The organism is Endozoicomonas euniceicola, assembly GCF_025562755.1.
Classification (GTDB): domain Bacteria; phylum Pseudomonadota; class Gammaproteobacteria; order Pseudomonadales; family Endozoicomonadaceae; genus Endozoicomonas_A; species Endozoicomonas_A euniceicola.
Map to the genome: position 1 here is coordinate 6,269,663 of NZ_CP103300.1, position 15,420 is coordinate 6,285,082.

Below are 15,420 nucleotides of genomic sequence, written 5' to 3' on the forward strand. Positions count from 1 at the left end.
ACTTATTGCAGGCTGTCATGGCAACAGGCGTTTATCGCCAATACCAACTACTGCAAAAAATACGTAAACAACACTGAAAAGTCGAGTTAAAAAGCGTAATTCTTCGTAAGCTCAGGCTTTTTACTCCGAATAATGTCGGTACAAAGTAAACCAGCCATCAGACAACTTTAGACACGGTTTCTCTGTTGTCCGGTAAATTATCCAGTTGTTTTTTAGCCTCTTCAACAGAAAGTCGCTCAGCAGGATTCCCTTTCAAAAGTCCAGTAACAATATTCAGAAATTCCGAGTCTATACCTGACTGCCATAATCCGGACTTCAGGTATTTCCGAATAATTGCTTCTTTCTGGGAGTCGGTTTTATGGGCAAATTCCGTGACACGACCTGAAGAAAGCTGCTGATTGTCAGTAAACTTAAAGCCATCAACAGAAGGCTGATAAAAGTTTACATGTTGGCCAGTCAGACAATAAAACAACACACAACCCAGCTCCCAGCTATCCAGTGCTTTCGTATCATAGTCAAAACCAATACATTTATTGCCTCCTGAGGGATCAAAGCCATCAATAGCAAGGAGCTGAGTGGTGCCAACATAAGACACAGCCCTTCCAGTCGTTTTTATCACACTCCCCATATCAATCAGCTTTAGTCCATATTCCGGATGATAGAGAACATTGCGGGTACTGACATCCCGATGGGCGAAGCCATGTTTATGCATATGAGCAAGCGCTCCTGCCAACTGTCGCGCAATAACAATCAAGTGCTCACGCTCTACGGTATACTTCTTTATGATTTCACCCAGACTCTTCCCATTGGCAAATTCTGAAACAACCGCCGCTATATAAAGAGACTTCATAGCCTCTGGAGGCAGCTGATCCGGGTGAGTGATGATCCCGTAAGAGTCCTTGAGTTGCCTTGAGCCAACCAGTACTGAGTGGTTTTTCATTACATGCGGATGGTCTGGCAGACACAGGGCAGCGACATCGTATTTATTTGGATTGGCCTGTAAGCAGGGGTGGTTTTTATCGCTTGCTGAATTAATCTTTACTGCCAGATCTTTATCATCAGGCTTCCATGCTCTATTAACCCTGCCCCAGGTTCCTTCGCCCAATTCTTCTCCTAAGGTCAAACCAGTTAACGACTTCAGCGCATGGGTATTGCTTTGATAATTCTTTAAAACTAACGGCTCAGGCACTTTCGCTGCCGTACCTCCAGCATCAGCCACTTTTGCTTCAGGCATATTGCTGGTCGATACTTCAGCATCTTTGCTCTTAACTGAGCGAGAACCTGCAGTCGAATCAACCAGCCTGGACTCAAACGCCCCCCGACTAACCATCAAACCAGCAATATTCGGTGCATGAATATGCACCGTTTTCCCTGCTAATGAAGCTCTGCTCCCAGCAGCATCTGACGATTTACCATCACTTGAAGCACCTGCCTGACCCCCTGCCTCAGGCAACACTCCCTGTCTTGAAACATCCATCTAAAAACTCCAGCAAAATAACAACTTTGAATCAATTGCTTAGAGTCTGGAATAAGCAAAGAGTTCACAACCGCAGAGTCAGGTCGGCTATCTGGCAAAATTTTGCCTAACGATATTCGATTTTTGCGGCGTCTTTCCCCAGCCACTGCCGAAGGTTAATCACCAGATCATCGCTTGGGCTAACATTCCATTTTTCGCCCAGAACCAGACTGGCAGACGCATCATCACGACTATAGTCCAGCTGCACCGGCAAGCGCCCCGGATGCTGCTGTAACAGACCGGAAAGGCGCTGATTAAAACCCCGATCGATCTGTTCAGTACCCAGCTTCAAAACAATCTGCCGGGCGTAGTGGCTGCGAGCCTCAACAATATTCAGTATTTTCTTTGTTCTCACCTTCAGGCTGCCGGAATAATCATCGTGAGTCACTTCGCCTTCGACAACGATCACTGCATCCATTTTGAGCAATTCATGAAACTGCTCAAAGACATCGGCAAAAATAGACACCTCTATGCGACCGGTACGATCATCCAGCGTGATAAAGCACATTTTGTCGCCACGCTTGTTCTTCATAACCCGCATGGCAACCACCAGCCCGGCGATATTCTGGGTATCCCCCCGGGCTGGCTGGAGGTCTTTTATCCGGTTACGGATAAAGTGCTTAATTTCCTGTTCATACTCATCAATGGGGTGGCCGGTCAGGTACAGCCCAAGGGTATCCTTTTCACCACTGAGGCGAAATTTATCGGTCCATTCAGAGACTGACTGATAACCGTCGTAGACATTCTCCTCCCCGGCGGGCACCAGTGCTCCAAACAGATCGCCGTGGCCGGAATCGAAACTCTTTGCCGCCTGATCTGCCGCTTTAATCGCCTCTGCCTGACTGGCTTCCAGCACAGCGCGATTAAAATTCAGTGCCTTTTTCGTCCCGGGCTTTGGCCCAACCAGATCCAGCGCACCAGAACGAATCAACGCCTCCAGCACACGCTTGTTAATACGTTTAGCGTCAGCGCGCGCACAGAAATCAAACAGGTCTTTAAAGTCACCGCCTTTCTGCCGGGCTTCAACAATGGCTTCAATCGGGCCTTCACCAACGCCCTTAATCGCACCTAATCCATAAACGATATGCCCGTCGTCGTTAACGCCAAACATATACTCACCACTATTCACATTCGGCGGCAAGACCGTCAGCCCCATATCACGACACTCTTCAATAAAGGTCACGACCTTATCGGTGGTCTGCATATCGGAACTCATGACCGCCGCCATAAACTCTGCCGGGTAATGGGCTTTCAGCCACAAGGTTTGATAGGAAACCAGTGCATAGGCAGCAGAGTGGGACTTGTTAAAACCATAACCCGCGAATTTTTCCACCAGGTCGAAGATTTTCATGGCCAGCTCGCCATCAACACCCTGTTTGATCGCCCCTTCCTCGAAGATGGAACGCTGCTTGGCCATCTCTTCCGGTTTTTTCTTACCCATTGCCCGACGCAGCATATCCGCGCCACCCAGGGTATAACCGGCCAGCACCTGGGCGATCTGCATCACCTGCTCCTGATACAGGATAATGCCGTAGGTGGGATGCAGGATCGGTCGCAGCCATTCGTGCTGATACTGGGCATCCGGGAACGACAGTTCTTCACGACCGTGCTTACGATTAATGAAGTTATCCACCATGCCCGACTGCAAAGGCCCCGGTCGGAACAGCGCCACCAGTGCGATAATATCTTCGAAACAGTCCGGCAGAAGTCGTTTAATCAGGTCTTTCATACCACGGGATTCGAGCTGGAATACCGCCGTGGTTTCAGCGCGCTTGAGCATATCGTAGGAAGTCTTGTCTTCCAGATCGATCTGCATAATATCCAGTGGGTCTTCACCCCGTTGTTGACGACGGGGGTTAATCATTTTCAACGCCCAGTCGATGATGGTCAGGGTTCGCAGCCCCAGGAAGTCGAATTTGACCAGCCCCGCTGACTCTACATCGTTCTTATCGAACTGAGTCACCACCCCCTGACCGTGTTCATCACAATACAAGGGTGCAAAGTCAGTGAGTTTTGTCGGGGCAATCACCACGCCACCAGCGTGCTTACCCACGTTTCGGGTAACACCCTCCAGCTTAAGCGCCATCTCCCAGATTTCCCGGGCCTGCTCATCGCCTTCCAGAAAGTCACGCAGCATCCCTTCCTGCTCGTAGGCTTTATTCAGGGTCATACCGACTTCAAAGGGGATCAGCTTGGACAGTTTATCAGCAAGGCCAAAAGACTTGCCCTGAACCCTGGCCACGTCTCGCACCACCGCCTTGGCCGCCATGGTACCAAAGGTAATGATCTGGGAGACCGCATTGCGCCCATAGGTTTGAGCAACGTAATCAATCACCTTGTCCCGTCCGTCCATACAGAAATCGACGTCAAAGTCGGGCATGGAAACCCGTTCCGGGTTCAGGAATCGTTCGAACAGCAGATCGTACTGAATCGGGTCGAGATCGGTAATTTTCTGGGCATAAGCCACCAGCGAACCGGCACCGGAGCCCCGGCCGGGACCTACCGGAATACCGTTATTCTTGGACCACTGAATAAAGTCCATAACGATCAGGAAGTAGCCGGGAAAACCCATCTGCAAGATAATATCCAGCTCAAAATCAAGACGATCCCGGTAAATTTTTTCTTTTTCAGCGTACTCCGGATCGTCCGGCTGCAAAATAAATTTCAGCCGTTCGGTCAGGCCGTCGTGGGAAAACTTACGAAAGTACTCATCCATGGTCATGCCTTCCGGCACCGGAAATTCCGGCAGGAAGTATTCACCCAGATGCACATAAACGGAACAGCGTCGGGCAATTTCAACGGTATTCTCAATGGCCTCAGGAATGTCCGAGAACAGCTCAACCATCTCGGCTTCTGATTTGAGATATTGCTCCTCACTGTAGCGCTTTATACGACGTGGATCGTCCAGCGTCATGCTCTCGCCAATGCAGACCCTGGACTCATGGGCCTCAAACTCTTCGCGGGTCAGGAACATAACATCATTGGTCGCTACTACCGGACAGCCCAGCTTTTCTGCCAACGCTACTGAACCATGCACACACTCTTCGTCGCCAGTACGATTGGTTCGTTGCAGTTCCAGGTAGTAACGATCAGGAAACGCTTCCATCCATTCCTTAGCCAGCTGTTCCGCCAGAGGCTGGTTACCGTTGACAATCGCCTGTCCCACATCACCGTCTTTAGCACCAGACAGCGCAATCAGGCCCTCGGACTTCTCCCTGACCCACTCACGCCTGACGATGGCTCTGCCATGCACCTGATTCTCAAGATAGGACTGTGAGATCAGCTCAGTCAGGTTGCGATAGCCTTTTTCATTCATGGACAGCAACACCATCCGAACCGGTTCCAGCTCCGGATCACCGTGAGAAACCCACAGGTCTGCGCCACTGACGGGTTTAAGCCCCGCCCCCTGGGCACCGCTGTAAAACTTCACCAGCGAGCACAAATTCGACTGGTCCGTAACGGCTATGGCAGGAAAGCCCGCCTCCGAAGCCGCCTTAATCAAGGGCTTGACCCGGACCAATCCATCACTCAGGGAAAATTCAGTATGTAATCTCAGGTGTATAAAACGTGCGGACATGGGGATAGGAAACCAAAAACCTTAAAGCACCAGTTTAACAGCTCTGCCAGAGTCTTCTCCAGCCCTGTAAAAATGCGAAGAAGCCAAACCGGCAAAACAGAGTCTCGTCATCAGGCTGCTCAAAGTACGTGGACTCAATACAAATTTGAACTTGTCTTTGATGATTTTGTCAGATATAGCCAGTGTGGTTATGGAATATTCTCAAGGAGTGAAAAATGAACCCGGCCAATATGAAATCTCTCCCCCAGCCCTTCCATTCATCAGCCTGCGATAAGTCAATCCAGAATAGAAGCTTTGTTGCTTATCCTCCGGCTTCAAAAAAACTTGATAGTTAAGACCAGCTAAACAGCTCTGTCAGAGTGTTTTCCAACCGGATGATACGGCATTTAGCTGTTCTTTTTCTCTGTTTTTCTTAATCGCGCAAAAATTTAAAAAAGGATCTTACATTAGTTGGGTATTTTTCCTGTGGATCTTTTATAACTTCTAAAACTGTCTCATTTTCAAGAAATCTGGTTAGACTGTTAATTTCTAATATCGGTAAAGAACATACAATGTTATTAAGTTCCTGGATGTTGGCAGGAGGGCTGGGCTGATTATTTTTTTTAAATTTACTCCAAAAATAATAAATGACCAAGTGAAACCATCTATCTTTAGACATGGCATAATTGTACTCTCTGTTGTATGAATCTTCAGGGTTTGCACCATAACTCAGCAGAGCAACAACTCGAGGGAGCGTATTAGTGTAAGATAAAACATGATTAACACTTTTATCCGTATCATATGCGTTTGCATTAACCCCAGTTTTTAAAATATATAACAACTCTTTTAAAGTCCCACCCCAGGCTGCTTCAATTAAAGCCTGCTCGCAAGGTCCTCCGAAGCAGAGTGGGCAGTCGATGGTAACGCTGTATGTATGTCCATCATTGTATGGCGGTTCTTCACCTTCGTCGTCGGACCAGTCATTCATACTCTTCATACCCTGAGGGGCTTCGTTTGCGCAGTCGCATCGATTTGACCTTTCTTGCCTGCCTGCGGACGGAGATGAAGGGGTTTCGGGTTGCCTGTGATTTTCTTCGCCTTCATTGGGCACCTGCCTGTCATCATTCTGGCTTGCAAGACCAGCTGAAAACATCACCCGAAATTGTTGTGCCAGTGCTTCAGCATCTAAATCAGCCAGGTGTTCAAGGTCTGCCTCAATCAGCATGATTCTGTTATCACGAATCCGGGTCACATCACCATAGCCCCGAGCTATGTCCTGTTGCATTTTTTTTCGGAGTATTTTCAACAGTCGTCGTTTATTTTCCTGATTCTTCCTGATCGGTTCTTGCACGGACTCCTGCTCCGGATAATCCTTGTCGCCGTAGATAATGATCAGTGATCCGGGCTCGGGATCGAAGGAGACAACACCGTCAGTGGCAGCAAAAAGCAGCGAACAGGTAAACAGGAACAGTAGGGCAAAGCATATAAAAAAACGTGCCCAGATCATGTAGGGTAATCGCAACCTTCAGGAGGCAAAGAAATCATGGCATTGAAGGTTAGACAACAAATTCAGGTTTTTCCGCTTCATGTACCGGCTTTTGAATATTTACCTGAAAATCTGCTCCGGACGGGCTATTCAAAACTATTATAAGCAGCTGGAGAAATAATTTTACTTCAAACAAGTCTGAATACTTACACACTCACCTTGCGAAACATTTATGAAAAATTTAATTTTTGGCTGCACCCTCTTAACTGCCCTGTCTTGCCCCGGAATCGGCGCAAATCAGGAAACTAGCGATAATCTTACTCCGGTCTACAACGCCATCACAAAAAATGTACTTCCGGGAATATCAGTGTTTATTGATGCCCTGGTAGAAAAAGATTCAAATGACTTCAGTGACCACTGGTTTATCAGCAGAGCCAAATGCGCTTACACATCCTGGGCCTTTCAAGTAAACCAGAAAATTGTCTTGGATCAGGATCAGCCCAATGACATCCGGCTAAATCCAGAAGATAAGGATCGTCAGAAGTCAACCATTACAGATACAGAGAATTGTCGCGACCTGCCTGACATCACAGGTCACAAGCTGCCAGACCTGTCCGAGCTGAAACATTTGTCCTCAGAGTCACCCATTCCAATTGAAGGTTTTATTGCGGTGGCGGAAGAGTCCTTTTCCTCTCTGGGTTCGTACGTACAGCAAATGCCCAGCTATCAATCCATAAACCTGTTCGAAGATGCACCATCAAATACGTACAAAAGACGGATTATCCTTGAAACCGTTCTTTATCTGCTTGGCCAGGTTACAAAGGACGCTCCTGATGGTTCGTGGAGCAAACAGTACGGCTCCAGCTTCAGGCAGGCTATGCGCCCCTTTCATTGCAGCCGTTTCATCACACAAGAAAATCGGGATTCGACACAGAATTCTGACTGCCTGCAAAAACAAAGTAACAGTGACATTCAACGCTCAAACCAGGCCACTTCTTTAACAGAAATTGCCCTGGGAGAATTTTTACCTGCCGGATATAATAATCTGAACTCTCTTGAATCATACGGCTATCAACCGGGTCTTGCTTTTGCCGGAAGTTATGAAGTCAGCTCACAACGCCGGAATAAATACATGTCTTCAATTGTTGAGACAATATTACTGGCTTTACTCATGAGGCGTATCGGAGGTTAACCACTGACATCAGCCTTATGAATCACCTCCCTGACCGGCTTAAACGAACGACGATGTATAGGCGTTGCTCCCAGTTTTTTCAGTGCTTCCATGTGCACTTTCGTGGGATAGCCTTTATGCCCGCCAATCCCATAGCCGGGATACTGCGTTTCCATTTCCGCCATCTCGCGATCCCTTGCCACCTTGGCAAGGATGGAAGCTGCTCCAATTTCCGGCACTTTGCCATCACCCTTGATGATGGCTTCCGCACGGCAGGGAAGCGACGGACAACGGTTACCATCAATCAACGCCAGATCAGGCTCGACGCTCAGGCCAGCAACGGCTCTTTGCATCGCCAGCATGGTGGCATGAAGGATATTAAGCTCATCAATTTCTTCTACATCCGCCCTGGCAATGCACCAGGCTAACGCCTTCTCCCTGATTTCATCAAACAGGGCATCGCGCTTTTTCTCAGACAGCTTCTTGGAGTCATTCAGCCCCTTAATAGGTCGGGCAGGATCAAGGATGACCGCCGCCGTAACAACGGGTCCGCATAACGGCCCCCGTCCCACTTCATCAACGCCGCAAACCAACTGTCCCGCGACCTCAGGCTGCGCAAACAGATCCAGCTCAACCTGACAATTTTCACTAACTGACTCTTTATTACCTGACATCGTATTTCCCAATCACAGACTGAATGGCTTGCCAGGCCAAAACACTGGCATCTCGCTTCAGGGTTCGATGAATATCGGCGAAATTACCGGTCACCTCCTGACGCCAGGGCTCATCCCGCAACGCCTTCAGCATGGCATTCGTAAGATTTTCCACCGTCGCCTCATCCTGCAACAGTTCGGGCACCATCGGTTTGTCGCTTAACAGGTTGGGCAGTCCAACATGCTTCACTTTCACCAACCGCCTTAAAATCGCAAAGCTCAGCTTTGCCATACGATAACTGATCACCATGGGTCGCTTGTGCAGTGCGGCTTCCAGTGAAGCGGTACCCGAAGCAATCAGAATTGCGTCTGAAGCCGCCATCACCTCTGAGGCACGCCCTTCAGTGAGTACAATATCCAGCTCAGAATAACCTTCCAGTATCGGCAAAAGCTGCTGCTTTCGACGCTCGTTCGCAGCCGGTATCAAAAATCGAATGGATGGAATCTTTTGGCGAATCTGACGGGCAGTATCCAGAAACAACTCTGCCAGACGAGCGACTTCGGCTTTACGACTGCCCGGCAAAATGCCCATCACCGGTCCTTCGCTGGCAAGATTCAATGATTGACGGGCCAGAGCCTGATCAGGCTCCATCGCCACCTGATCGGCCAGGGGATGCCCAACAAAAGTGACTGGCACATCATGCCCCTGATAATACTCCGCCTCAAATGGCAGCAGGCAAAGCATGTGATCAACAGATCGACGTATTTTTTTCAACCGCCCTTCACGCCAGGCCCAGACCTGCGGGCTGACGTAATGCACCGTAGGAATGCCATTACTTTTCAGGTTACGCTCAAGCGCCAGGTTAAAGTCCGGTGCATCAATACCAATAAAGACGTCCGGACGATCCTGCAGAAAGGTTTCCCGCAACTGTTTGCGAATACCCAGCAGCTCTCGTAAACGCCCGAGCACTTCGACCAACCCCATGACCGAGAGCCGTTCCATAGGGAACAGAGTTTCGAAACCTTCGGCTATCATACCGGGGCCGCCTATACCGTAACAACGAGCATCCGGGTGATGGCGTTTAATTTCCCGAACCAGAGCGGCACCCAGAAGGTCACCTGACGCTTCACCCGCCACCATGGCAAAAGTCAGAGGTTTTGACATTCGCTATCCTTTTCTAACTGCACAGTAACTATCCACAGTAGCTATCCACAGTAGCTATCGGATAATGCCACGGGTAGAGGCTTTCAGTGAATCAACCAGAAGCTGCACTTCATGGCTGGCAGGCATGGATTCGAGGCGGTCAACGGCTTCGGCGGTTCGCAGCCCCTGACGGTAAATCACTTTATAACTGTTACGCAGTGTGCGGATCAGCTCGGGGCTATAGCCACGACGACGCATCCCTTCAAAGTTCATTCCATGGGGTTTGGCAGGGTTGCCACCGACCATAACAAAAGCAGGTACATCTTTAAAAATCGCGGCCTGGGCAGCACTCATGCTGTAGGCACTAATATGACAAAACTGATGAACCGTAGTAAAACCACCGAGAATAACACCATCACTGACTTTTACATGGCCCGCCAGTGTCGCATTATTAGCCATGATAATGTTATCGCCCAGCACACAGTCATGGGCAACATGCACATAGGCCATCAGCAGGTTATTGCTGCCAATACGAGTCAGACTCTTATCCTGAACAGTACCACGATGAATGGTACAACCTTCACGGATAACGTTATTATCACCGATCTCCAGACGCGTCGGTTCACCGGCAAACTTTTTATCCTGGCAGTCCTCACCGACACTGGAAAACTGAAAAATCTGGTTATTACGGCCAATCCGGGTAGGCCCCTTGACAACAACATTGGAGTGAACAATCGTTCCTTCACCAATTTCTACACCGGGGCCGATCAGAGTCCAGGGGCCAATTTTTACGCCTGCACCAATGCGGGCAGTCGGATCAACAATCGCTGCAGGGTGAACTACAGCTGTAGGGTGTACTGCCAGCTGATCATCGGCAGTAGCACAACGGGAAAGGTCGCTGGAATGGGAATCAGCCAAGACTAAAGTTCCTTTCTTGCACAGGTTACATCAGCAGAGCAGACAATCTTACCATCAACCGAGGCGGCACAGGAAAATTTCCAGATCTCACGTTTCATTGCTATAAATTCAGCCCTCAGCCTGACCTGGTCACCGGGAACCACAGGCTGGCGAAAGCGCACTTTATCGGCACCAGCAAAATAATAAATCTTGTGGTCATCGACATCTTTGGCACGCATCTGATGACCGAGTATACCGGCAGCCTGAGCCATCGATTCGATCAACAGCACTCCGGGCATAATCGGATGTTCTGGAAAATGACCGTTGAACTGCGGCTCATTGACTGAAATGTTTTTGATACACTCAATCACATTTTTTTCAAGATCGACGTCCAGCACCCGGTCAACCAGCAGAAAGGGGTAGCGGTGGGGTAATATTTTCCTGATTTCCTCGATCGAGATCATGTAATGTCGACTCAACTGTTAAATTGAAAAAGGTCACACAGCAAAGCGCGTATACAGTAAATAACTAAGCGGCCATGAACGAAATAATGGATTGTCACTCAAGGTAATAAACCAACGTTCAGGACAATTAGTCATCTACTTACACAGAGAGGCTGGAAATTCCAGCCTCTCTGTAAAAATCACGGTTCATTCGAACCATTAAACCCTGGCAGTGGTTAGCGTTTTTCAAGCAACCTGATTCGCCTGGCCATATCGTCCAGCTTGCGAAATCTGACTGCATTGCGTCGCCACTCTCCCACTTCCATCAGTCCCGTACCCGAAGCGTAAGCACCGGATTGGGTCACCGACTTGGTTACCATCGCCATACCACCAAGATGCACATTATCGGCAATGGTTATGTGTCCAGCCAGGCCGGCAGCACCCGCTATGGTACAGTTTTTACCAATAACGGTACTGCCTGAGATGCCAACATTGGCCGCAATCGCTGTATTCTCACCAATCACCACATTGTGGGCTATCTGGATCAGGTTATCCAATCGGGCACCGCTTTTGATCACCGTATCTCCCAGAGCCCCTCTGTCAATACAGGTGCAAGAGCCGATCTCGACATCATCACCAATGATCACACCACCTATCTGGGCAATTTTATGCCATTGATCATCAGTGCGGGCATTACCAAAACCGTCCGCCCCGATAACGGCATTAGCGTGAATAATGGTTCGTTGTCCGATAAACACGCCATGACACACCGTAACATTACGACCGATATGGGCATCTTTGCTGATGACGGAGTCGTGACCTATCACAGCCCCGGCATCGATACGAACGCCGGCTTCAATCACTGCACAGGTTTCAATCACCGCGTTTTCGCCAATGGCCGCCGTCTCATGCACCTGCGCATCGGGACTGACAACGGCGGACTCAGCAATACCCACGGGCAGACCATTATCGGTTGCAAACAGGTGGGATGCCTGCGCATAGCCAAGGTATGGATTATCCAGAACCAGCGCATTACCAGCATAAGCTTCTGCCGAGGCTGGTGACAAAATAACGGCCGCAGCCCGGCTGGTTTCCAGATAGCGGGCATACGCCGGATTAGCCAGAAAAGTCAGCTCAGACTCACCTGCTTCCTGCAGTGTGTTCAGACCCGTAACCACTTTGCTGACTTCACCCTTTAAACTGGCTCCAAGTCTGTCAGCCAGTTCACCCAGGGTGTAGGAATAAGACTGTTTCATCGACTTACTTCATCTTGTTCAGGCGTTCAATGACCTGACGGGTAATGTCGAAATCAGGTTTAACATAACGAACAGCGCCACGCTCGATAACCATGTCGTAATTCTGTTCTTTCGAAACGGCCTCGACCGCCTTCTCCAGCTTTGGTCTGAGTTTGCCTAGCTCCTGCTGATCCGCCTGATTTTTATCCATGCGCAGCTGACGGTCCTGCATCTGCAGATCTTCATACTTACGGCGCATTTCCAGCTGTTTAGCTTCAACCTGAGCCTTGGACAGGGTCGGGGCGTTTTTCTCGAGGTCCGCCTCCATTTTCTGCAACTCTTCCTGCAGTGACTGAATCAGCTTAATGCGAGGTGCAAACTTCTTTTCCGACTCTTTTGCGTAACGCTTGGATGCATCAGACTCCAGTACAGCCAACTCCGAATCAATAACCGCTATTTTCTGTGCAGCTTCAACGGCCGGTACCAGCATAACCAGAGCCAATAGTGCAAACCCAATCTGTTTCAAACTCATTCTCCTGATAATTCCTGAAATAATATATGTACTTATTGCCTGACCAATGTTCAGGTATTGCCTGAGGCGACCGACACTCTAATGCCTGAAAACGGTTTAAGGCAAACTCCCGTCAGGCTCTGAGTATAAGCAGAATTAAGGCAAATCGTTATTATAATGAAAAGATGCTAGAACGCATCAATTTATCAACCAGATATTTGCAACTCATTGAAAAAATAATAAAAAAACTGTCTCAGGACAAAAAACTTCACACCCAGCGGCATGGCAGAATCATAGTCCAGAAACGAATCAGGGGCTATTTAAGCCCCTGAATTTCGCAATTTATAACCAATAGAACGAATAGCAATTAGAACGGTGCACCAAGAGAGAACTGGAACACCTGCTTTTCATCTTTACCCTTCGGATTGAGCGCCTTGGCCAGACTGAATGTCAACGGCCCCAACGGGGTTATCCAGGTAAGGCCGACACCGGCACTGTAGCGTAGCTGGTCAAAAGAGGGCTTGTAGCAGTCCTCGATATCTGGATTTGCCTTGCCGTTAGAGGTGCCACAACTACTGTTGAAAACATTACCAAAGTCGAGAAACAGACTGGTTCTAAGCGAGCGCTGATCTTTTACGAATGGCAGTGGGAACAGGATCTCTGCGGTACCCTCAAAAATGAAGTCACCACCGATGGAGTTAAAGTTGTTACCATTTTTCTCTTTCGCTTTTGGTCCAAGCGTATTGTCCTTGTAACCCCGAACAGAGCCAAATCCGCCGCCGTAGTAATGCTCGAAAAACGGAATAGTACTCGTATCACCATAACCTGCGATATAACCGAGACGACCCGCGAAGCGTGCTGTCAGGCTCTTAGTCAGAGGCTGGAAGTACTGCGCACGATAATTCAGCTTATAAAAAGTGACAGACGAGCCGGGAACCGTTACCTGCAAAGAGGCACTCTGCGAGTAACCTCTTGTTGGCAGCAAGCCCCGGTTAAGCTCAGACTCAGACCAGCCCAGTGTGGCTTTCACATTGGTAAACTGCTTACCTTCTTTTTTGAGGTACTCAGTAATATAGTCCGGTGTATCTTTACCGGTTGTAATCTTGGTGCCTTCTACGCCCGCACTGAAGTTGATCGACTCTGTCTCAGAAATCGGATAACCGAATCGCACATCACCACCCCAGGTGTCTGCGGCATAACTGGAAATATCCGAATCCTTATAATCGTATTTGCGGTAGTTCAAACCAAAACCACGGCTGACACCATCCACGGTGTAATAAGGATCGGTAAAGCTGAAGTTATAAAGCTGGCTCACGTCACTCTTGTTCAGACCGATCGACACGTTATTACCAGTACCCAGGAAGTTACTCTGACTGATAGAGCCACCCAACAACAGACCATCGGACTGAGAGTAACCTACGCTGGCAGTAATACTGCCCGAGGGCTGCTCTTCAACGGTATAGTTCACATCAATCTGGTCGCTGCTCCCCGGCACTGGCGGGGTTTCTACGTCTACCTGACGGAAAAAGCCCAGACGCTCCAGTCGCACTTTGGACTGCTCAATATTCTCGGTATTGGCAGACGCACCTTCCATCTGACGCATCTCGCGGCGCAGTACTTCATCTTCAGTTTTGGTATTACCGGAGAAGTTAATTCGGCGAACATAAGCACGGCGACCAGGCTCAACAAAGAATGTCAGGTCTACCGTTTTATTTTCATGGTTCGGTGTTGGAATGCCGGACACATTGGCAAACGTATAACCTTCGTTACCCAACCGACGACTGAGAATTTCTTCCGTAGTGGTAATGATACGACGGGAGAATGTCTGATCTGGTTTGGCCAGCACCAGATTACGCGCTTCTTCTTCATCAATGATCAGGTCGCCGGACAGGTTGACTTCATTGATTGTGTACTTTTCACCCTCGTCAATGTTAACGGTAATAAATACACTTTGCTTGTCAGGGCTGATAGAAACCTGTGTAGACCGGATATTGAAGTTGATATAGCCGCGATCCAGATAATATGAGCGCAGGCGCTCCAGGTCACCAGAGAGTTTCTCCCGGGAATACTTGTCACTGGAACCAAAGAAAGAGAACATGCCGGTCTCTTTCAGCTCAAACAGGTCCAGTACTTCTTCATGAGGGAACACCGTGTTACCGACGACATTAATGTGCCGGATGGTTGCCACCTTTCCTTCTTTGACATTAATCGTCAACTTCACACGATTGCGGGGCAAAGCCTCAACATCGGCGGAAATTCTGGCGCCATAGCGCCCCTGCGAAACGTACTGTCGCTCCAGCTCAAGACGAATGGCTTCCAGCGTGGCCTGCTGGAAAATCTCACCCTCAGAAAGACCCGAGGAACTCAACCCCTTCATCAGGTCCTCGGTTTTGATCGCCTTATTCCCTTCAATCTTGATTTGACTGATGGAAGGTCGCTCAACCACAGAGACAACCAGGACATTACCATCGCGTCCCATCTGGATATCATTGAAATACCCCGTTCGGAACAGCGACCTGGCCGCTTCCGCAACCTGCGGGGACAATACATCGTCACCCACTTCAATAGGCAGTGAATTAAAAACCGTACCTGCTGATACCCTTTGCAGGCCATCGATTCGAATATCAGACACAACAAATGCGTTGGCGCCTGACGCATAGGCCATCGAGCCAATCAGCAAAGACAACAATGATCGCTTCATGGAATCCGTTCTTTGTCCGTGTTCGTTTTTACCATAAAAGTCACTTTCCAATTCGAGAAGCGATGAAAACATGACTTTCTTCGCTCATGGCTATTAACCAATGATCA

The 15,420-nt window shown here is 48.9% G+C and carries 11 protein-coding genes; 1 reads left to right on the forward strand and 10 read right to left on the reverse strand.

Translation table 11 applies throughout. The features are described from left to right. Positions 1-157: 157 nt before the first annotated feature. The 3 genes from NX720_RS25645 to NX720_RS25655 all read right to left on the reverse strand — a co-directional run bounded on the left by NX720_RS25645 (position 158) and on the right by NX720_RS25655 (position 6,423). Positions 158-1,477: a protein kinase domain-containing protein gene (locus tag NX720_RS25645; protein WP_262598451.1), complete on the reverse strand. Its 1,320-nt coding sequence runs from the start codon at positions 1,475-1,477 to the stop codon at positions 158-160. Between the two features lie 106 nt (positions 1,478-1,583). Beyond that, positions 1,584-5,093 (reverse strand): DNA polymerase III subunit alpha, encoded by a 3,510-nt coding sequence (dnaE, locus tag NX720_RS25650; protein ID WP_262598452.1) that lies wholly within the window; start codon positions 5,091-5,093, stop codon positions 1,584-1,586. 412 nt (positions 5,094-5,505) lie between these two features. Further along, on the reverse strand, positions 5,506-6,423 hold the full coding sequence (locus tag NX720_RS25655; protein ID WP_262598453.1) for a hypothetical protein: 918 nt from the start codon (positions 6,421-6,423) through the stop codon (positions 5,506-5,508). A gap of 367 nt (positions 6,424-6,790) precedes the next feature. Here NX720_RS25655 and NX720_RS25660 point away from each other — a divergent pair, with 367 nt between their 5' ends. After that, positions 6,791-7,750, forward strand: coding sequence for a hypothetical protein (locus tag NX720_RS25660; protein ID WP_262598454.1), 960 nt, complete (start codon positions 6,791-6,793; stop codon positions 7,748-7,750). Here the strand turns inward: NX720_RS25660 and rnhB are convergent. The 7 genes from rnhB to bamA form a co-directional block, all read right to left on the reverse strand. Further along, entirely contained in the window at positions 7,747-8,403 is a 657-nt protein-coding gene (gene rnhB, locus NX720_RS25665) for a ribonuclease HII (protein WP_262598455.1), read from the reverse strand. The genes NX720_RS25660 and rnhB overlap by 4 nt on opposite strands. Beyond that, positions 8,393-9,547 carry a lipid-A-disaccharide synthase gene (lpxB, locus tag NX720_RS25670; protein WP_262598456.1) on the reverse strand — a complete coding sequence of 385 codons (1,155 nt, stop codon included), beginning with the start codon at positions 9,545-9,547 and terminating at the stop codon, positions 8,393-8,395. Before lpxB ends, rnhB begins: the two co-directional genes overlap by 11 nt. Before the next feature lie 54 nt (positions 9,548-9,601). Next, positions 9,602-10,390: an acyl-ACP--UDP-N-acetylglucosamine O-acyltransferase gene (gene lpxA / locus NX720_RS25675; RefSeq protein WP_262601667.1), complete on the reverse strand. Its 789-nt coding sequence runs from the start codon at positions 10,388-10,390 to the stop codon at positions 9,602-9,604. Between the two features lie 56 nt (positions 10,391-10,446). Next, complete coding sequence (fabZ, locus tag NX720_RS25680; RefSeq protein ID WP_262598457.1) at positions 10,447-10,887, reverse strand: 3-hydroxyacyl-ACP dehydratase FabZ; 441 nt, start codon at positions 10,885-10,887, stop codon at positions 10,447-10,449. 215 nt (positions 10,888-11,102) lie between these two features. Further along, positions 11,103-12,122, reverse strand: coding sequence for a UDP-3-O-(3-hydroxymyristoyl)glucosamine N-acyltransferase (gene lpxD / locus NX720_RS25685; protein WP_262598458.1), 1,020 nt, complete (start codon positions 12,120-12,122; stop codon positions 11,103-11,105). A 4-nt stretch (positions 12,123-12,126) separates the two neighbouring features. After that, positions 12,127-12,633, reverse strand: a complete 507-nt coding sequence (locus tag NX720_RS25690) for an OmpH family outer membrane protein (RefSeq protein WP_262598459.1) — start codon at positions 12,631-12,633, stop codon at positions 12,127-12,129. Positions 12,634-12,979: 346 nt separating this feature from the next. Further along, positions 12,980-15,313: an outer membrane protein assembly factor BamA gene (bamA, locus tag NX720_RS25695; protein WP_262601668.1), complete on the reverse strand. Its 2,334-nt coding sequence runs from the start codon at positions 15,311-15,313 to the stop codon at positions 12,980-12,982. Positions 15,314-15,420: the final 107 nt, after the last annotated feature.

What these genes read in the sequence shown, in the direction of transcription:
- NX720_RS25645 (WP_262598451.1), bottom strand. Translation starts at nt 1,477, where the DNA reads ATGGATGTTTCAAGACAGGGAGTGTTGCCTGAGGCAGGGGGTCAGGCA.
- dnaE (WP_262598452.1), bottom strand. Translation starts at nt 5,093, where the DNA reads ATGTCCGCACGTTTTATACACCTGAGATTACATACTGAATTTTCCCTG.
- NX720_RS25660 (WP_262598454.1), top strand. Translation starts at nt 6,791, where the DNA reads ATGAAAAATTTAATTTTTGGCTGCACCCTCTTAACTGCCCTGTCTTGC.
- rnhB (WP_262598455.1), bottom strand. Translation starts at nt 8,403, where the DNA reads ATGTCAGGTAATAAAGAGTCAGTTAGTGAAAATTGTCAGGTTGAGCTG.
- lpxB (WP_262598456.1), bottom strand. Translation starts at nt 9,547, where the DNA reads ATGTCAAAACCTCTGACTTTTGCCATGGTGGCGGGTGAAGCGTCAGGT.
- fabZ (WP_262598457.1), bottom strand. Translation starts at nt 10,887, where the DNA reads ATGATCTCGATCGAGGAAATCAGGAAAATATTACCCCACCGCTACCCC.
- lpxD (WP_262598458.1), bottom strand. Translation starts at nt 12,122, where the DNA reads ATGAAACAGTCTTATTCCTACACCCTGGGTGAACTGGCTGACAGACTT.
- NX720_RS25690 (WP_262598459.1), bottom strand. Translation starts at nt 12,633, where the DNA reads ATGAGTTTGAAACAGATTGGGTTTGCACTATTGGCTCTGGTTATGCTG.
- bamA (WP_262601668.1), bottom strand. Translation starts at nt 15,313, where the DNA reads ATGAAGCGATCATTGTTGTCTTTGCTGATTGGCTCGATGGCCTATGCG.